The organism is Citrobacter sp. Cb004 (assembly GCF_030337065.1).
GTDB classification, from domain to species: domain Bacteria; phylum Pseudomonadota; class Gammaproteobacteria; order Enterobacterales; family Enterobacteriaceae; genus Citrobacter; species Citrobacter braakii.
This window is the reverse complement of the sequence record NZ_JAOWCH010000059.1, coordinates 252,310-269,393: the sequence shown is the minus strand read 5'-3', so window position 1 is coordinate 269,393 and position 17,084 is coordinate 252,310. Positions and strand designations below refer to the sequence as shown.

Sequence of the window (17,084 nt, the reverse complement as noted above, 5' to 3'; positions counted from 1 at the left end):
TGGACTGCACCCCAAAAGTTGGACACCCAACTGACTAAGGTGCAGTTTTTTATGGCAAAGCCAAAATATTCCCTCGAAACCAGATTAGCTGTAGTTAATCATTACCTTGCCGGACTCGATGGCACACATCGTACCGCTGAACGTTTTGGTGTTGAAAGAACATCGGTGCGACGCTGGGTAAGAGCCTGGCAACTTCACGGTATTGATGGTATTACCTGGAAAAATGACCGCCATTCACCGTCGTTCCGTATTGCTGTAGTCCGGACTGTACTCGCTGAAGAACTTTCCATGCGCGAGGCCGCCGCACGGTTTAATATCTCAACCGAAACCGTTGTCCGGCACTGGGTTAATGTTTACCAGGATGCTGGTGAGAAAGGACTTCTGAGGATAAAACAGGGCCGGAGCAAGGACATGAAAAAACCTAAAAAATCATCTCCACTTACCGATGCTGCACTGGAAACGTTATCGCCCGAAGAACTACGGGCTGAACTCCGTTACCTGCGTGCAGAGAATGCCTACCTAAAAAAGCTGAAGGCCTTAGTTCAAAGCGAGAAAAACGGCAAAAAGCCGCAATAATCAGTGAGCTAAGGCTGGAGTATGCGCTCAGTGATCTTCTGCGTGCCGCGGGTATGTCCCGCAGCACGTGGTATCACAATATGAACGCGCTAAAGCGCATGGACAGGCATGCCGGACTGAAAGATAAAATAAGAGAGATTTACCACTATCACAAAGGACGTTATGGCTACCGCAGGATCACGCTCTCGCTGAAAAAACAGGGGCTGCTGGTGAACCATAAAACAGTGCAACGACTGATGGCAGAGCTGTCGCTCCGGTCCCTGATAAGGGTGAAGAAATATCGTTCCTGGAAAGGCGAAACTGGCAGGGCAGCGCCCAATATACTGAACCGGAACTTCGGCGCGTCAAAAGCCAACGAAAAATGGGTGACAGATGTTACTGAGTTCTCGGTACAGGGTAAAAAGCTGTACCTGTCACCGGTTCTTGACCTGTTTAACCGGGAGATTATCTCCTACAGCCTGTCGGAAAGGCCGGTGATGGAGATGGTTAATACGATGCTGCACGATGCGTTCCTGAAGCTCAGCCCGGAAGATAGCACGCTGCTGCACTCGGATCAGGGTTGGCAATATCGAATGGAAGGTTATCAGGCCAGGTTAAAGGCGAAGGGCATGACGCAGAGTATGTCGCGTAAAGGTAACTGTCTGGACAATGCGGTGATGGAGAACTTCTTCGGGACGCTGAAATCGGAATGTTTTTATCTGAGTCAGTTCAGCAGTGTCAGCGAACTAAGGAAAGCGATAGAGAGCTATATCCATTACTACAACAACGAACGAATAAGCCTGAAATTAAAAGGCCTGAGTCCGGTAGAATACCGAACCCAGGCTCTGAAAGCCGCTTAACATGAACTGTCCAACTTTATGGGGTCAGTCCATAAGTGGGGCATTTTTTTAGCTTGTTCTGTTTTTAATCAATTATCCCGCCTGTTTTATGTGACAAACCGTCATCTTCAACTACTGTTTTCAGTGTCATAAAAAGAAAATTTCAGCGAAATGTTATTGTCATGATGGTAATTAACATCCTGTTTTAAATGTATTTTTAGATAAAAAACTTCCCGAGTTTTTCATTGTCATAAAACTGTCATATTTCGTACATTTAACTGTCACCTGTTTGTCCTATTTTGCTCACAGTAGCAACTCAAACAACGATTTACGAAAACCGTGCAGGAGACATTATGAAAGTTATGCGTACCACTGTCGCAACTGTTGTCGCCGCGACCTTATCCATGAGCGCGTTTTCTGCGTTTGCAGCAGCGAGCTTGACAGGTGCAGGTGCAACCTTCCCTGCGCCAGTGTATGCCAAATGGGCAGATACCTATCAGAAAGAGACTGGTAGCAAAGTAAACTACCAGGGTATCGGCTCCTCCGGTGGTGTAAAACAAATTACGGCCAATACCGTTGATTTCGGCGCCTCTGACGCACCGTTGTCTGACGAGAAACTGGCGCAAGAAGGCCTGTTCCAGTTCCCGACGGTTATCGGTGGTGTGGTGCTGGCGGTGAACATCCCTGGCCTGAAATCCGGCGAACTGGTGCTGGACGGTAAAACGCTGGGCGACATCTACCTCGGTAAAATTAAGAAGTGGGATGATGAAGCCATCACCAAACTGAACCCGGGTCTGAAGCTGCCTTCTCAGAATATCGCCGTTGTGCGTCGTGCTGACGGTTCCGGTACTTCCTTCGTTTTCACCAGCTACCTGGCGAAAGTGAACGAAGAGTGGAAATCTAAAATTGGTTCCGGCTCTACCGTTAACTGGCCGACCGGTCTGGGCGGTAAAGGTAACGACGGTATCGCTGCGTTCGTACAGCGTCTGCCGGGTTCTATCGGCTACGTTGAGTACGCTTACGCTAAGCAGAACAACCTGGCGTACACCAAGCTGGTCTCTGCTGATGGCAAACCGGTAAGTCCGACCGAAGAAAACTTTGCCAACGCTGCAAAAGGCGCTGACTGGAGCAAAACCTTCGCTCAGGATCTGACTAACCAGAAAGGTGACGATGCGTGGCCGATCACTTCCACCACCTTCATCCTGGTGCATAAAGAGCAGAAGAAACCTGAGCAGGGCGCTGAAGTGCTGAAGTTCTTCGATTGGGCGTACAAAAATGGCGGCAAACAGGCTAATGACCTGGATTACGCCAGCCTGCCGGACAGCGTGGTTGAGCAGATTCGTGCTGCATGGAAGACCAACGTGAAGGACAGCAGCGGTAAAGCGCTGTACTAAATACCCGTCATACTTCGAGCCGCAGCTGTGTTGGCTGTGCTTGTTCACCCCAGTCACATAGTGAATCTATGCTCCTGGGTATTCACAAGCTTGCCGCCTTGCTGCAACTCGAATTATTTAGGGTATGGCATTACGTTAGCCGGGAAGCACGATAAAATGCGTGCTTCCTGGCCCAAACTTAAAGAGTGATTTATGGCTGCAACCAAGCCTGCTTTGAACCCACCGGGTAAAAAAGGTGACATGATATTCAGCGCGCTGGTAAAACTGGCTGCGCTGATTGTGCTATTGATGTTGGGTGGCATTATTGTCTCTCTGGTTATCTCCTCCTGGCCAAGCATTCAGAAATTTGGCTTCTCCTTTCTGTGGACTAAAGAATGGGATGCGCCAAACGATATCTACGGTGCATTAGTACCGATTTACGGTACGCTGGTCACCTCGCTTATCGCACTGCTGATCGCCGTTCCGGTGAGTTTTGGCATTGCCTTATTCCTGACTGAACTTGCTCCTGGCTGGCTGCGTCGCCCGCTGGGTATCGCTATTGAATTGCTGGCGGCAATTCCGAGTATCGTGTACGGCATGTGGGGCCTGTTTATCTTTGCCCCGCTGTTTGCGACTTACTTCCAGGAACCGGTCGGGAACATCCTTTCCAACATTCCGTTTGTTGGCGCGCTGTTTGCGGGTCCGGCATTTGGTATCGGTATTCTGGCCGCTGGCGTGATCCTCGCCATCATGATCATCCCGTACATTGCGGCGGTTATGCGCGATGTGTTCGAACAAACGCCGGTGCTGATGAAAGAGTCAGCCTACGGCATCGGTTGTACTACCTGGGAAGTTATCTGGCGCATCGTCCTGCCGTTCACCAAAAACGGCGTGATCGGCGGCGTGATGCTCGGTCTGGGCCGCGCGCTGGGTGAAACCATGGCGGTGACGTTCATCATCGGTAACACCTACCAGCTCGATAGTGCCTCGCTGTACATGCCGGGCAACAGTATTACTTCTGCGCTGGCGAATGAATTTGCCGAAGCGGAATCAGGACTGCACGTTGCCGCGTTGATGGAACTGGGCCTGATTCTGTTTGTGATTACCTTCATCGTGCTGGCGGCGTCTAAGTTCATGATCATGCGCCTTGCGAAGAACGAGGGGGCACGCTAATGGCTACGCTTGAAATGCAAAACACCGCTGCGCTTGCGGAATCCCGCCGTAAAATGCAGGCGCGTCGTCGTCTGAAGAACCGCATCGCGCTGACGCTCTCTATGGCGACCATGGCATTCGGTCTGTTCTGGCTTATCTGGATCCTGATGTCCACGATCACCCGCGGTATTGACGGTATGTCACTGGCGCTGTTCACCGAAATGACACCTCCGCCGAATACGGCTGGTGGTGGTCTGGCGAATGCCCTGGCCGGTAGCGGACTGTTAATTCTGTGGGCGACCGTGTTTGGTACACCGCTTGGTATTATGGCGGGCATCTACCTGGCAGAGTACGGACGTAAGTCCTGGCTGGCTGAGGTGATCCGCTTTATCAACGACATCCTGCTTTCTGCGCCATCAATCGTGGTCGGTCTGTTCGTTTACACCATCGTGGTAGCAAAAATGGAGCACTTCTCCGGCTGGGCGGGCGTTATCGCGCTGGCGCTGCTGCAGGTGCCCATTGTTATTCGTACCACGGAGAACATGCTTAAGCTGGTACCGGATAGCCTGCGTGAAGCCGCCTATGCGCTGGGTACGCCGAAATGGAAGATGATTTCTGCGATCACCCTGAAGGCCTCTGTCTCAGGCATCATTACAGGCGTTTTGCTGGCTATTGCACGTATCGCAGGTGAAACGGCTCCGCTGCTGTTTACGTCGCTCTCCAATCAGTTCTGGAGCACCGACATGATGCAGCCTATCGCCAACCTGCCGGTCACTATCTTTAAGTTTGCGATGAGCCCGTTTGCTGAGTGGCAGCAACTGGCCTGGGCCGGGGTACTGATTATTACCCTGTGCGTACTGCTGCTGAACATTCTGGCGCGCGTCATTTTCGCGAAGAAGAAACACGGTTAAGACGAAGTGCCGGATGGCGGCGTAAACGCCTTATCCGGCCTACGATTGAAGACATTTGTAGGCCTGAAAGCTGCGCGCCATCAGGCATGATGAGGAAAAGATAGAAATGAGTATGGTTGATACTGCCCCGGGTAAGATTCAGGTTCGTGATTTGAACTTCTACTATGGCAAGTTCCATGCCCTGAAGAACATCAACCTGGATATTGCCAAAAACCAGGTAACGGCGTTTATCGGGCCGTCAGGCTGTGGTAAATCGACGCTGCTGCGTACGTTCAATAAAATGTTTGAACTGTACCCGGAACAGCGTGCGGAAGGCGAAATCCTGCTGGATGGCGACAATATTCTCACCAACACTCAGGATATCGCTCTGCTGCGTGCCAAAGTGGGCATGGTATTCCAGAAGCCGACGCCGTTCCCGATGTCCATCTACGACAACATCGCTTTTGGCGTGCGTCTGTTTGAGAAACTTTCTCGTGCGGATATGGACGAGCGTGTGCAGTGGGCATTGACCAAGGCCGCACTGTGGAACGAAACCAAAGATAAATTACACCAGAGCGGGTACTCTCTCTCCGGTGGTCAGCAGCAGCGTCTGTGTATTGCGCGTGGGATCGCCATTCGCCCGGAAGTGCTTCTGCTTGATGAGCCGTGTTCAGCGCTCGACCCTATTTCTACCGGGCGTATCGAAGAACTGATCACTGAGCTGAAAGAGGATTACACCGTCGTTATCGTTACCCACAACATGCAGCAGGCTGCGCGTTGTTCCGATCACACGGCATTTATGTACCTGGGCGAGTTGATTGAGTTCAGTAACACGGACGATCTGTTCACCAAGCCCGCGAAGAAACAAACTGAAGACTACATCACCGGTCGTTACGGCTGATTCAGGAGCTTGTTGTGGATAATCTTAACCTTAATAAACATATTTCCGGCCAGTTCAATGCAGAGCTGGAAAGCATCCGTACCCAGGTGATGACCATGGGCGGCATGGTCGAGCAGCAGCTTTCTGATGCGATTACCGCCATGCACAATCAGGACAGTGAGCTGGCGAAGCGCGTCATTGAGGGCGATAAGAACGTCAATATGATGGAAGTGGCGATCGACGAGGCCTGCGTGCGTATCATTGCCAAGCGTCAGCCGACCGCCAGTGACTTGCGTCTGGTGATGGCGATTATCAAAACGATCGCTGAGCTGGAACGTATTGGCGACGTTGCGGATAAAATTTGCCGCACCGCGCTGGAGAAATTTTCTCAACAGCATCAGCCGCTGCTGGTAAGCCTGGAATCACTGGGGCGCCACACTGTACAAATGCTGCATGACGTGCTGGATGCGTTTGCGCGTATGGATCTTGACGAAGCGGTACGTATTTATCGCGAAGATAAGAAAGTCGACCAGGAGTATGAAGGTATCGTGCGTCAGCTGATGACCTACATGATGGAAGATCCGCGTACCATTCCAAGCGTGCTGACCGCGCTGCTCTGCGCGCGCTCCATCGAGCGTATCGGTGACCGTTGCCAGAATATCTGCGAATACATCTTCTACTTTGTGAAGGGACAAGACTTCCGTCACGTGGGTGGTGATGAGCTGGATAAGCTGCTGGCGGGCAAAGATCCGAAAGAGTGATGTTTGTGGCGGGTGGCGCTAACGCTTACCCGCTCTACGAGACATGCAGGCCGGATCAGCGTTAGCGCCATCCGGCCTTTCAGTTATCGTGTAATATTCCAACCCCGCGCCTTCCACAACGCTGGCAACTGCGCCAGATCGGTAAACGTCGTCACTTTTGGATGATCGATTGGTTTGTTATGCGGATCGGCGCAGAAGTAAAACACTTCCATCCCTGCAGCAATCCCCGCCTGCGCGCCTGCGCTGGAGTCATCAACCAGAATGCAGTTCTCAACGTTAACGTCCATCGCTTTCGCCGCATGGAACATCAGGGCCGGATCGGGTTTCCAGCGTTGAATATCGTAGCCGCTGAACAGCAAATCAGGGAAATGGTGCAACATACCCAGCTTACCCAGAGAGTGCTGCATTTTGCTGACCGGACCGTTAGATACCACGCACATAGGGACGGTCATGCTGTCCAGCAGCGCATTAGCACCGGCAATCACCTCCAGTTCCGTATCGAACAGACGTGCGACCTCTGCGCGGTAAACCGGTTCTAATTCGGCTTTTGCCAGTTCGACACCGTGCTCTTCGTTGATAATGTCGATGATCTCGTACAGCTTTACCCCCTTGAAGCGTTTAAAAGTTTCTTCAAGATCGAGCGTAATGCCGAACGCCTGGAACATGCTGACATACGCGCGAGAACAAATCACTTCACTGTCGACAAGGGTACCGTCACAGTCAAAAAATACGGCTTCTATCTGGGACATGTCATTTCCGTTTTAACAAGTTTAACGTTTTCGTAATGCATTATTGGGCGACGCAATCGTTGCCGTATAAGCAAAATCAATGAAAAAAGTTGCTCATAACCCAACCCTATTGTCGCATTTTGGTATAGGATAGCGACGAATTTTCCCTCCTTGTTCGGAAATTGATAATGAGTCAACAACACACAACCCAGGCTTCTGGCCAGGGGATGCTGGAACGCGTGTTCAAACTGCGCGAACATGGCACGACGGCACGGACCGAAGTGATCGCCGGTTTAACCACCTTCCTGACGATGGTGTATATCGTTTTTGTTAACCCGCAAATTCTTGGCGTGGCTGGCATGGATACCAGCGCCGTCTTTGTGACCACCTGCCTGATTGCTGCATTTGGTAGCATCCTGATGGGCCTGTTTGCCAACCTGCCGGTCGCACTTGCGCCTGCTATGGGTCTGAATGCGTTCTTCGCCTTCGTGGTCGTTGGCGCGATGGGCCTGTCATGGCAGATCGGTATGGGCGCAATCTTCTGGGGCGCGGTAGGTCTGCTGCTACTGACGATTTTCCGCGTACGTTACTGGATGATTGCCAACATCCCGGTTAGTTTGCGCGTGGGGATCACCAGCGGTATTGGTCTGTTCATCGGCATGATGGGGCTGAAAAACGCTGGTGTTATCGTCGCTAACCAAGACACCTTGGTGTCTATTGGCAACCTGACGTCCCACAGCGTACTGCTCGGTATTCTGGGCTTCTTTATCATCGCGATTCTGGCTTCACGTAACATCCATGCGGCGGTACTGATCTCTATCATTGTGACCACGCTGCTGGGTTGGATGCTGGGCGATGTCCATTACAACGGGATCGTCTCCGCGCCGCCGAGCGTAATGTCCGTTATCGGGCATGTTGATCTGGCTGGTTCGTTTAACATTGGTCTTGCGGGCGTAATTTTCTCGTTCATGCTGGTCAACCTGTTCGACTCCTCCGGTACGCTAATTGGCGTCACGGATAAAGCCGGTCTGGCGGATGCGAAGGGTAAGTTTCCGCGCATGAAGCAGGCGCTGTATGTGGATAGCGTGTCATCGGTTGCTGGTGCGTTTATCGGTACTTCTTCCGTTACCGCGTATATCGAGTCTTCTTCCGGGGTTTCTGTCGGTGGACGTACTGGCCTGACCGCGGTAGTTGTCGGCCTGTTGTTCCTGCTGGTTATCTTCCTGTCGCCGCTGGCGGGAATGGTACCGGGATATGCGGCCGCTGGTGCGCTGATTTACGTTGGCGTCCTGATGACATCAAGCCTGTCACGCGTGAAGTGGGATGACCTGACTGAAGCCGTTCCGGCGTTTATTACCGCCGTGATGATGCCGTTTAGCTTCTCGATTACCGAAGGTATCGCGCTGGGCTTTATTTCCTACTGTGTGATGAAAATCGGTACCGGACGTTTCCGCGATCTCAGCCCATGCGTCATCGTTGTCGCACTGCTGTTTGTGTTGAAGATTGTGTTTATCGACGCGCATTAATTGCCGCTGAGACGGTGCTGCGCGAGGCGTGTAGACCTGATAAGCGCAGCGCCATCAGGCAAATTTGATAACCGGATACGGCCCGCCAGGCATTGCAGCCAGCGGGCTTTTTCTTTTAGGCTTTCACACGCTGGATGTAGTCGCCAAATGCGGTCAACTGGCCGGTTAGATGGTCCAGCGTACTTTGGTCGATCACTTCACCTGTTTGCGGGTCCACTTTGTTCTGAATCACGCCGCCCATAAATTCCGGCTTATTCATTACCATGGCGTCGAGGAACACCAGGATCTGACGCAGATGATACTGGCAGCGCGCGCCGCCAATGGCGCCCATGGAGCTGGTCTGGATCAGCACCGGCTTACCCGATAATGGCTGATCCGGCAGGCGGGACAGCCAGTCGATGGCGTTCTTCAGTCCGCCAGGCACGGAATAGTTATATTCCGGTGTCACGATGACGACACCGTCAGCCTTCCTGATTTGCTCTGCCAGCGCTTCTACGCTTGCCGGAAAACCTTCTTCCTGCTGGAGGTCGGCATCGTACAGTGGGATATCACCAATTGATGGCAACGCGTTGACTTCCATTCCTGCTGGAGCAATCTTGGGCAGCGTACGGGCAACCATTCCATTAAACGAACCTTTGCGTAGACTTCCCAGTAACGTAACAACATTCAATGTTTCTGACATGGTGACTCCTGTTTCATCATAAAGGTTAAATCAAAGCGTATGGCTCTTCGCTGCGCATAATTGAGAGAACCGGATCAGACGACCCGTAGGCTCATTGGCGCGGGTCTGGATATCAGGCAAACTTTTCCAGTCCTGTTTACCATCAAACTCCCAAACCTTGAGTTTTTCAATGGTTGGCGTAACCGCAACCGACCACACCAGAACATCTTCCGCATCGCAAATGGCTTCAACCTGCGCAACATGGGCACATTTCAGACGTCCTGCGCCGGGTAAAAGCTGGAGTTCGTGTGGATCATCATTGCTTACATCGCCGGTGAGTTTGAGTACGCTCTGGCGCAACGTAATGAGCTGCGCGCGTGCTTCGTTGGGGTCGTTTTGGTTATTGATCCACAGATTTTCGTTGCTGGAGAAGCGCCATGTTTCCGTTGAATGCGGATGGTGAAAGCTGCGGGTAGCTCGCTGCAGTTCCATATCCAGCCCGCACGTTCCTTCAGTTGTTAGCGCAACGCCAACGATATTCCCGGCATAAGAAATCGAAAATCCCGGCAGGTTCTTATCGCGAAAAATGGGCTTACCTTTGGCCTGAGTAACAATCTCGGGCAGCGTACTGGTGCCGTAAAGCATAAACATCAGTTCAGCGAGTAAACTTCGGGAAGCCAGGAAACGTGTTCGGCGATGAGCGGGGAGATCTCTTGCTTCGATATGACATGGAGAAGGGAGGCGAGCTGAAACCAGGTGTCCCTCCGTAAGAATCCCTCTGGCAAAATGTGTCGCCATTTTTCGCTCCGTGATTAATGGTCCGTGATAATTACCAGAGTAACATTTACGCGGCATCCAGGCAGGCTTTGCTGCCCAAAAAGTAAGCTGAAATAGAATACATTACGCGATATTTACATTTCTGTTGCCAGAATAGTCGATTTAGCAACAAAGTGGCGGTGCAACGTCAGGACATATCGCGATAAAGCGCCTTGATGGTGTCTTTCAACCAGACGATCTTAGGATTATGACTGTTACGTTTGTGCCAAAGAAGGGTGAACGGTACGCGCATTTTTTCCAGCTGCGCGGCATCAAAAGGCATAGGACGCGCCACGAGCGGAAGCTGGTGGAGTTGGTTATAACGCTGGCAATAAACCGGAGCTGTGGCTATTAGCGCGTGATCCGGCTGGGCGGCCATAAACAGCGACTGCTCAAAACCGGGCAGACATAACGCAATATTGCGTGCGCGCCCCATCTCTTGCAGGACTTCATCCAGTGCCCAGGTATCGCTTTGCTCCCAGCTAATGCTGATGTGCGGATAGCGCAGAAATGTGTCCAGATTCCACTCTTCCTGCAATGCCGGATGATCTTCACGTAGCCAGACGCAGGGGAGATCGGAAAACAGCACTTCATGGTCGATCGACAACGGCAGCAAACTCAACAGTTCACGCGAACGCGGATGGCTTTCCCGGCCAGTAAAGCCGATATCCACCTCGCCGCGAATAATTGCATCCAGCGAATCATAGTCCCAGTTGCGTATTTTTATCGTCGCCTGGGGATAACGCTGATAGATCTGTCGGGAGAGCGCGTTAAACATGATCATCACCAGCGGCGTTTCGGCCACCAGATCAAACTTCAGCCCGCGCGGCGCTTCATGGTGTGGCTTATCCAGCAACTGGTTGCTCATCTGCATCCACTCTGCCAGATTCTGTTCCATGCTGACCATCAGCGGTGTGGGCGTTAGCCCCAGCGGGGTGTTTACAAACAGTGGATCGTCAAACCAGGCCCGCAGTTTCGACAGCGACTTGCTGACTGCCGACGGCGTGACGTTCATCCGTTTGGCTGTTTTGGTAACACTGCGTTCCTGCATCAACAGCTGCAGGCAGAGCAATAAATTAAGATCGAGACTGCTGAGGGATTTCTTCATGAGTTGGCGTGGACCGGTTAGGGGCAACAGTGATAATCAGCATGATACTCACTATGCTACAGCCAATCAGAATCCCGATCAGCATATTCAGCGCATCAAGACCGAGCACCGCCGCCAGCCATATCCACAGCGAGGAACCGCAAACCTGCGCAATACCTAACGCCGAGCTGGCAACGCCCGCACGCAGCGAGAAAGGTCCCAGCGCTTGGCTCATCGCGACACCGAAGCCGACCGAGAACCCGGCACAGATTAAGGTCAGCCCAAACAGCGTCACCATGTGCGTACTGGCAAGGGTTAACACCACACCAGCAGACAGAAACAGCACTTGTGAGGTCAGCATCAGAACACGAGGTTTAAACACGCTTAGGGCGAATGGCGTAGAGAACGAGACCGCCATACTAATGCCTGCGGTCATGGCCATCGTGGTGGCGTACTCTCCACGGTCAAAGCCCATCACTTCCATCAACAGCACCGGCGAAGTATTCACGAAGGTCAGGATCACCGACACGCTGAGAGTGGTGATGGCCAGACGGCTTAAGAAAAAACGGTTCACCAGCGATTCAGATAGGTGGTTCTTCTCTGCAGATGCCGGGAGCGTCGCTGGGCGCGATTCTCGCAGGATAAACACTGACAGCAAGCAAACGGCCACCCCCATACCGATCATCGTGTAGAACAGGCTCTGCCACGGGTATTTGAGCATAATCAGATGCCCCATCACCGGTGCCAGTACCGGCACGATACAGGTGATACCGTTCAACAGCGACAGTACCTTCGCCCGGCGGCGATCGTCGAGCGTATCGCGCAGGATGGCGAACGCCACCACATAGCAGCAGCCTGCGCCTACGCCCTGAATAAAGCGGCCTGTGAGAAACGGCGTACCGCTTTCGGCGAATGAACACAGCGCAGAGGCGAAAATAAAGATGAGGGCGCCGACAATAGCGACGGGTTTGCGTCCTGACTGGTCGGCAATTTTCCCGGCAAACAGCATCGCCGTCGCCATTCCCGCCAGATAAACCGAAAACGCGATATGCAGTTGCGCCTCGCTGGCCTGTAAATCGGCAGCAATACGGGGCAGCCCCACCAGATACATATCAATACCCGCGGGATAGAGTAACACCAGGGCGAAACTGCAGATTAGAAAGCGTGTCATAGCGACCTCATGAGGAATGTGGCGCTAAGCATACGGGCAGAGAGTCAACTGCACGAGTTGCCATTTGGACAACAGTGATTTCCATATGGGAAATTACTTGTAGCCGGATAGCCGCTTTGCTTTATCCGACCTACGGGTACTGTAGGCCCGGTAGGCATCGCGCCACCGGGCAACACAACGTTATTTGCCAATACAGAAGCTGGAGAAAATCCTTCCCAGCAGATCGTCGGAGGTAAATTCCCCGGTGATCTCACTGAGGTTCTGCTGCGCCAGACGTAGTTCCTCTGCCAGCAATTCTCCGGCCCATGCTCCGAGCAGTTGGGCTTTACCCTGCTCGAGATGCTCCGCCGCTTCTGCCAGCGCCTGCAGGTGACGACGGCGCGCCAGGAAGCCGCCTTCCATATTGGTTTCAAAGCCCATGCTCTGTTTAAGATGGTTACGTAGCACGTCAACGCCTTCACCGGTACGCGCAGAGAGGCGAACCAGTGAGTGGCCATTTACTTCGCTAAGGCCCAGCGTCTCACCGGTAATATCCGCTTTGTTACGTACCACGGTAATCGGCAGTTTGGCTGGCAGACGGGCAATAAAGTCTGGCCAGATGTCAGCCGGGTCCACGGCGTTGGTGGTGGTGCCATCAACCATAAACAGAACGCGGTCGGCCTGTTCAATTTCCTGCCACGCGCGTTCGATACCAATGCGTTCAACTTCATCGCTGGCATCGCGCAGACCGGCAGTGTCGATGATGTGCAGCGGCATACCGTCGATATGAATATGCTCACGCAGTACGTCGCGAGTCGTACCCGCAATGTCGGTCACAATGGCCGCCTCACGACCTGCCAGCGCGTTCAGTAGGCTTGATTTCCCGGCATTTGGGCGACCGGCAATGACCACCTTCATCCCTTCGCGCAGCAGGCTGCCCTGACGCGCTTCGGCACGAACAGCATCGAGATCGCTGATAACGTTGTTGAGCTGCGCTTCAATCTTACCATCAGACAGGAAGTCGATTTCTTCATCCGGAAAGTCGATCGCCGCTTCCACGTAGATGCGCAGGTGAGTGAGCGCTTCCACAAGATGATTTACCCGTGCAGAAAATGCGCCCTGCAACGAGTTCAGCGCCGAGCGAGCGGCTTGCTCTGAGCTGGCATCGATCAGGTCGGCAATTGCCTCTGCCTGGGCCAGATCAAGCTTATCATTGAGAAACGCACGCTCGGAGAATTCACCCGGTCTGGCAATGCGCAGCCCGGGAATGGTCAGAATACGTTTGAGCAGCAGATCGAGAATCACCGGACCGCCGTGGCCCTGAAGCTCTAAAACATCTTCACCGGTAAAGGAGTTCGGGCCGGGGAACCACAGGGCAATTCCCTGATCCAGCGTGCTGCCATCCGCGTCTTTAAACGGCAGATAGTCGGCATAGCGCGGTTTTGGTAGTTTCCCCAGTACGGTTTCTGCAACCTCGCGTGCCTTCAGGCCGGAGATGCGCAGGATACCCACGCCACCACGTCCCGGTGGGGTGGCCTGAGCGACGATGGTGTCGTTATGGTTCATGATAGCTCTCTTGTAAATGTAAAAAAGGCGGTCTAATGACCGCCTTCTCTGGCATTAACTTTACCGTGAATACTCGAAATAATTCAAGTGCAGGAAGGCGGCAAGCAAATTCAGCCAACGCCCCTGCGACTAGTATCAGGAGTTTTTCTTCTCGCGGCTATGCAGGCCACGTTTCTCCAGACCACGGTAAATCAGCTGCTGCTGAATAATGGTTACCAGGTTGCTGACGATATAGTACAGCACCAGACCTGATGGGAACCACAGGAAGAACACGGTGAAGATGACCGGCATAAAGGTCATGATCTTCTGCTGCATCGGGTCGGTCACGGTGGTCGGAGACATCTTCTGAATGAAGAACATCGTCACGCCCATCAGGATCGGCAGGATGTAGTACGGGTCCTGTGCAGACAGGTCATGGATCCACAGAGCGAACGGCGCATGACGCAGTTCAATGGAGCCCATCAGCATGTAGTACAACGCCAGGAAGATTGGCATCTGGATGATCAGCGGGAAGCAGCCGCCCAGCGGGTTAACCTTCTCAGCTTTGTACAGGGCCATCATTTCCTGGCTCTGACGCTGTTTGTCATCGCCCAGACGCTCACGCATAGCCTGAATCTTCGGCTGCAGCATACGCATCTTCGCCATGGAGGTGTACTGCGCTTTAGTCAGCGGGTACATGATGCCACGAACGATAAAGGTGATAACGATGATGGAGAAGCCCCAGTTACCCAGGAAGCTATGGATCCACTTCAGCAGTTTGAACAGCGGCTGAGAGATGAACCACAACCAGCCGTAATCCACGGTCAGATCCAGGTGCGGTGCAACTGCCGCCATTTTATCCTGAATTTCCGGGCCGACCCACAGGGTGCTGGTCATCGCGCCAGTCTGGCCAGGCTGAACCAGTACCGGCTGTGATTTATAGCCGATAGCGGCAATGCCGTTACCCAGATTAGCGGTATAGAAGTTGTTGGTGCCGTCGTTACGCGGAACCCATGCCGTTGCGAAATACTGTTGCAGCATTGCGACCCAGCCGTCTTTAGCATTGACGTTCAGGTTTTCGTTTTCAGCAATGGTGTCGAATTTGTATTTCTCATACTTCTCATCCGGCGTGGAGTACGCCGCGCCACGGAAGGTGTGCAGCGCAAAGTTGCTGCTACCGGTGTCGCGATGAGATGGCAGATTGATGGATTGCTTCAACTGACCAAAGGTGGAGACTTCCAGCGGTTTTTCGCCGGCGTTCTGCACGCTGTAGTTAACGTTGACAGCATATTCACCGCGCTTGAGTACAAACGTTTTAGTGAATGTGTTACCCGCTGCGTCAGTATAGGTCATCGGGATCTGCAGTTCGTTCTGACCGTCAGCCAGTACAAACGCGTCTTTTTCGACGTTGTACAGCGGACGCGGGCCGTTAGCCGGGTTATCCGGGCCGTCACGACCTGTCAGGCCACTCTGTGCCTGGTAGATGAACTGTGGCGTGGTTTCCAGTAACTGGAACGGTTCGGTAGAACCGAGTTCTTTCGGGTAAGCTGGCAGTGAAGCCTGTTCCACATCACCACCACGGGTGTTGATGGTCAGATCAAGCACGTCAGTTTTAACCGTAATCAGTTTCCCCTGGCCACTGGCCGGTACGCCCTGGTCTGCGGCGCTACCCGCTGCGGTGGTCGTTGTCTGCGTGGTCTGTTGGGCCTGAGGTTGCGGGTTTTTATCCTGCTCCCAGGCTTGCCAGATCATGAAAGACACGAACAGCAAAGCGATGACTAAAAGATTGCGTTGCGAATCCATCGTTAGTGTTCTCTGGTATCAAATGGTCCGGGCGGGACGGGATCGTCACCACCAGGGTGTAAAGGGTGGCATTTTAATACGCGTTTCACCGTCAACCAACTGCCTTTTATCACTCCAAACCTGCGCAATGCCTCAATTCCGTAGCTCGAACAGGTTGGAGTGAAACGGCAATGCGGCCCAAGCAGCGGACTGATCAGGCGTTGATAGACCCGAATAAGGGCTATCAGGACCCGCGAGCCAGGCGACAATGGCGACGCCATAATTTTTCCAACGCTTCCGAGAGAGCACGGTTATCGAGGTCAGCAACCCCTTTTTTCGCCACCACCACGAAATCCATTGCTGGAAGTTCGTGCTGACGTAAACGAAAGCTTTCACGTGTCAGACGTTTAATCCGATTGCGTTCATGCGCGCGTTTAACGTTTTTCTTGGCGACGGTAAGACCGATACGGGGATGCCCCAGCGAATTCAGGCGGCCGAGGATGGTGATTTGCGGCGTGCCAGCCCGTTGTGGCTGCTGGAAGACGAATGTGAAATGAGTGGGAGTTAACAAACGTAACTCCCTGGGAAATGCGAGCTTAACCACTCAGGGGCTAGCTTTTATTACTTAGAAACGGTCAGACGAGAACGGCCTTTAGCACGACGACGTGCCAGAACCTGACGACCATTTTTATTAGCCATACGAGCACGGAAGCCGTGAGAACGGTTGCGCTTCAGTACAGACGGTTGAAAAGTGCGTTTCATGGCGATTTCTACCTAAACTTGAATAAATTCACTGACTTTTGCGTATACCCGAACGAATTTCGAACGACTTACGCCACAGTGTGGGTGATTAAAGAGGCCGGATTGTAATAATTGTACACTCCGGAGTCAATTCTCTTTCCTTATTTCCCGCTTTTTTCCGCATGGTTTCGCGTATAAAACAGGCAGCGTTGACGCCGTAAGGCGACCGTTACTCGCTGGGGGTAAGAATTATACGGGCTGGCGGATAAAGCGCAAGGATCGCTCGGGATCTTTATTAGATCGTTTAAGCAGTAAAGCATCTTTACTCATTAATTTTTTCAATATGCGCGCTAAAACCTGCAGCACTTCTCCAGGATCGTTTACACTTAGCCGATTCTGGATCATCCTGTGGATAAATCGGGAAGAATCTGTGAGAAACAGAAGATCTCTTTCTCAGTTTACGCTATGATCCGCGGTCCTGATCGTTTCAATGGATCCTGATCGGGTAAAAATTGCAGATAGCAATTCGCACGTCACCCTTTGCATAGGGTCTTGTCGATGTGCGTCAACAATCATGAATGTTTCAGCCTTTGTCATT

General features: G+C 52.6%; 18 protein-coding genes. 7 read left to right on the top strand and 11 right to left on the bottom strand.

Annotated elements, in window-relative coordinates:
• The first annotated feature begins 51 nt into the window (after window positions 1-51).
• The 6 genes from OGV65_RS13630 to phoU all read left to right on the top strand — a co-directional run bounded on the left by OGV65_RS13630 (window position 52) and on the right by phoU (window position 6,450).
• A protein-coding gene (locus OGV65_RS13630; protein ID WP_155849795.1) for an IS3 family transposase occupies window positions 52-1,415 on the top strand; the annotation gives its coding sequence in 2 pieces (ribosomal slippage) (window positions 52-529 and window positions 529-1,415; 1,365 coding nt in all).
• 332 nt (window positions 1,416-1,747) lie between these two features.
• Window positions 1,748-2,788 (top strand): phosphate ABC transporter substrate-binding protein PstS, encoded by a 1,041-nt coding sequence (pstS, locus tag OGV65_RS13625; RefSeq protein ID WP_016155079.1) that lies wholly within the window; start codon window positions 1,748-1,750, stop codon window positions 2,786-2,788.
• A gap of 192 nt (window positions 2,789-2,980) precedes the next feature.
• Window positions 2,981-3,940 (top strand): phosphate ABC transporter permease PstC, encoded by a 960-nt coding sequence (gene pstC / locus OGV65_RS13620; RefSeq protein WP_016155078.1) that lies wholly within the window; start codon window positions 2,981-2,983, stop codon window positions 3,938-3,940.
• Window positions 3,940-4,830 (top strand): phosphate ABC transporter permease PstA, encoded by an 891-nt coding sequence (gene pstA / locus OGV65_RS13615; protein ID WP_016155077.1) that lies wholly within the window; start codon window positions 3,940-3,942, stop codon window positions 4,828-4,830. Before pstC ends, pstA begins: the two co-directional genes overlap by 1 nt.
• Before the next feature lie 106 nt (window positions 4,831-4,936).
• Window positions 4,937-5,710, top strand: a complete 774-nt coding sequence (gene pstB, locus OGV65_RS13610) for a phosphate ABC transporter ATP-binding protein PstB (RefSeq protein ID WP_003023821.1) — start codon at window positions 4,937-4,939, stop codon at window positions 5,708-5,710.
• A gap of 14 nt (window positions 5,711-5,724) precedes the next feature.
• Window positions 5,725-6,450 carry a phosphate signaling complex protein PhoU gene (gene phoU, locus OGV65_RS13605; RefSeq protein WP_047498806.1) on the top strand — a complete coding sequence of 242 codons (726 nt, stop codon included), beginning with the start codon at window positions 5,725-5,727 and terminating at the stop codon, window positions 6,448-6,450.
• Between the two features lie 83 nt (window positions 6,451-6,533).
• Here the strand turns inward: phoU and yieH are convergent, their stop codons facing one another.
• Entirely contained in the window at window positions 6,534-7,199 is a 666-nt protein-coding gene (gene yieH, locus OGV65_RS13600) for a 6-phosphogluconate phosphatase (RefSeq protein ID WP_047358455.1), read from the bottom strand.
• Between the two features lie 167 nt (window positions 7,200-7,366).
• Here yieH and adeP point away from each other — a divergent pair, with 167 nt between their 5' ends.
• On the top strand, window positions 7,367-8,704 hold the full coding sequence (adeP, locus tag OGV65_RS13595) for an adenine permease AdeP (protein ID WP_016155075.1): 1,338 nt from the start codon (window positions 7,367-7,369) through the stop codon (window positions 8,702-8,704).
• Between the two features lie 115 nt (window positions 8,705-8,819).
• Here the strand turns inward: adeP and OGV65_RS13590 are convergent, their stop codons facing one another.
• The 10 genes from OGV65_RS13590 to OGV65_RS25505 form a co-directional block, all read right to left on the bottom strand.
• Window positions 8,820-9,386 carry an NADPH-dependent FMN reductase gene (locus OGV65_RS13590; protein ID WP_003827046.1) on the bottom strand — a complete coding sequence of 189 codons (567 nt, stop codon included), beginning with the start codon at window positions 9,384-9,386 and terminating at the stop codon, window positions 8,820-8,822.
• A gap of 30 nt (window positions 9,387-9,416) precedes the next feature.
• On the bottom strand, window positions 9,417-10,163 hold the full coding sequence (locus tag OGV65_RS13585) for a 4'-phosphopantetheinyl transferase family protein (protein WP_016155074.1): 747 nt from the start codon (window positions 10,161-10,163) through the stop codon (window positions 9,417-9,419).
• Between the two features lie 166 nt (window positions 10,164-10,329).
• On the bottom strand, window positions 10,330-11,289 hold the full coding sequence (yidZ, locus tag OGV65_RS13580; protein ID WP_016155073.1) for an HTH-type transcriptional regulator YidZ: 960 nt from the start codon (window positions 11,287-11,289) through the stop codon (window positions 10,330-10,332).
• Window positions 11,258-12,439 carry an MFS transporter gene (locus tag OGV65_RS13575; protein ID WP_019078000.1) on the bottom strand — a complete coding sequence of 394 codons (1,182 nt, stop codon included), beginning with the start codon at window positions 12,437-12,439 and terminating at the stop codon, window positions 11,258-11,260. The genes yidZ and OGV65_RS13575 overlap by 32 nt, the downstream gene beginning before the upstream one ends.
• 180 nt (window positions 12,440-12,619) lie before the next feature.
• Entirely contained in the window at window positions 12,620-13,984 is a 1,365-nt protein-coding gene (mnmE, locus tag OGV65_RS13570) for a tRNA uridine-5-carboxymethylaminomethyl(34) synthesis GTPase MnmE (RefSeq protein WP_049282850.1), read from the bottom strand.
• Window positions 13,985-14,119: 135 nt separating this feature from the next.
• Window positions 14,120-15,766: a membrane protein insertase YidC gene (gene yidC, locus OGV65_RS13565; protein WP_003023844.1), complete on the bottom strand. Its 1,647-nt coding sequence runs from the start codon at window positions 15,764-15,766 to the stop codon at window positions 14,120-14,122.
• 2 nt (window positions 15,767-15,768) lie between these two features.
• Window positions 15,769-16,026, bottom strand: a complete 258-nt coding sequence (yidD, locus tag OGV65_RS13560; protein ID WP_003023846.1) for a membrane protein insertion efficiency factor YidD — start codon at window positions 16,024-16,026, stop codon at window positions 15,769-15,771.
• Complete coding sequence (gene rnpA / locus OGV65_RS13555) at window positions 15,990-16,349, bottom strand: ribonuclease P protein component (protein ID WP_003844432.1); 360 nt, start codon at window positions 16,347-16,349, stop codon at window positions 15,990-15,992. The genes yidD and rnpA overlap by 37 nt, the downstream gene beginning before the upstream one ends.
• A 17-nt stretch (window positions 16,350-16,366) precedes the next feature.
• A complete protein-coding gene (gene rpmH, locus OGV65_RS13550; protein WP_003023858.1) occupies window positions 16,367-16,507 on the bottom strand; it encodes a 50S ribosomal protein L34 in 141 nt (46 codons plus the stop codon).
• Window positions 16,508-16,735: 228 nt separating this feature from the next.
• Window positions 16,736-16,816 carry a hypothetical protein gene (locus tag OGV65_RS25505; RefSeq protein ID WP_420361643.1) on the bottom strand — a complete coding sequence of 27 codons (81 nt, stop codon included), beginning with the start codon at window positions 16,814-16,816 and terminating at the stop codon, window positions 16,736-16,738.
• Between the last annotated feature and the right edge of the window lie 268 nt (window positions 16,817-17,084).

What these genes read in the sequence shown, in the direction of transcription:
- pstS (WP_016155079.1), top strand. Translation starts at nt 1,748, where the DNA reads ATGAAAGTTATGCGTACCACTGTCGCAACTGTTGTCGCCGCGACCTTA.
- pstC (WP_016155078.1), top strand. Translation starts at nt 2,981, where the DNA reads ATGGCTGCAACCAAGCCTGCTTTGAACCCACCGGGTAAAAAAGGTGAC.
- pstA (WP_016155077.1), top strand. Translation starts at nt 3,940, where the DNA reads ATGGCTACGCTTGAAATGCAAAACACCGCTGCGCTTGCGGAATCCCGC.
- pstB (WP_003023821.1), top strand. Translation starts at nt 4,937, where the DNA reads ATGAGTATGGTTGATACTGCCCCGGGTAAGATTCAGGTTCGTGATTTG.
- yieH (WP_047358455.1), bottom strand. Translation starts at nt 7,199, where the DNA reads ATGTCCCAGATAGAAGCCGTATTTTTTGACTGTGACGGTACCCTTGTC.
- adeP (WP_016155075.1), top strand. Translation starts at nt 7,367, where the DNA reads ATGAGTCAACAACACACAACCCAGGCTTCTGGCCAGGGGATGCTGGAA.
- OGV65_RS13590 (WP_003827046.1), bottom strand. Translation starts at nt 9,386, where the DNA reads ATGTCAGAAACATTGAATGTTGTTACGTTACTGGGAAGTCTACGCAAA.
- OGV65_RS13585 (WP_016155074.1), bottom strand. Translation starts at nt 10,163, where the DNA reads ATGGCGACACATTTTGCCAGAGGGATTCTTACGGAGGGACACCTGGTT.
- yidZ (WP_016155073.1), bottom strand. Translation starts at nt 11,289, where the DNA reads ATGAAGAAATCCCTCAGCAGTCTCGATCTTAATTTATTGCTCTGCCTG.
- OGV65_RS13575 (WP_019078000.1), bottom strand. Translation starts at nt 12,439, where the DNA reads ATGACACGCTTTCTAATCTGCAGTTTCGCCCTGGTGTTACTCTATCCC.
- mnmE (WP_049282850.1), bottom strand. Translation starts at nt 13,984, where the DNA reads ATGAACCATAACGACACCATCGTCGCTCAGGCCACCCCACCGGGACGT.
- yidC (WP_003023844.1), bottom strand. Translation starts at nt 15,766, where the DNA reads ATGGATTCGCAACGCAATCTTTTAGTCATCGCTTTGCTGTTCGTGTCT.
- yidD (WP_003023846.1), bottom strand. Translation starts at nt 16,026, where the DNA reads ATGGCGTCGCCATTGTCGCCTGGCTCGCGGGTCCTGATAGCCCTTATT.
- rpmH (WP_003023858.1), bottom strand. Translation starts at nt 16,507, where the DNA reads ATGAAACGCACTTTTCAACCGTCTGTACTGAAGCGCAACCGTTCTCAC.
- OGV65_RS25505 (WP_420361643.1), bottom strand. Translation starts at nt 16,816, where the DNA reads ATGAGTAAAGATGCTTTACTGCTTAAACGATCTAATAAAGATCCCGAG.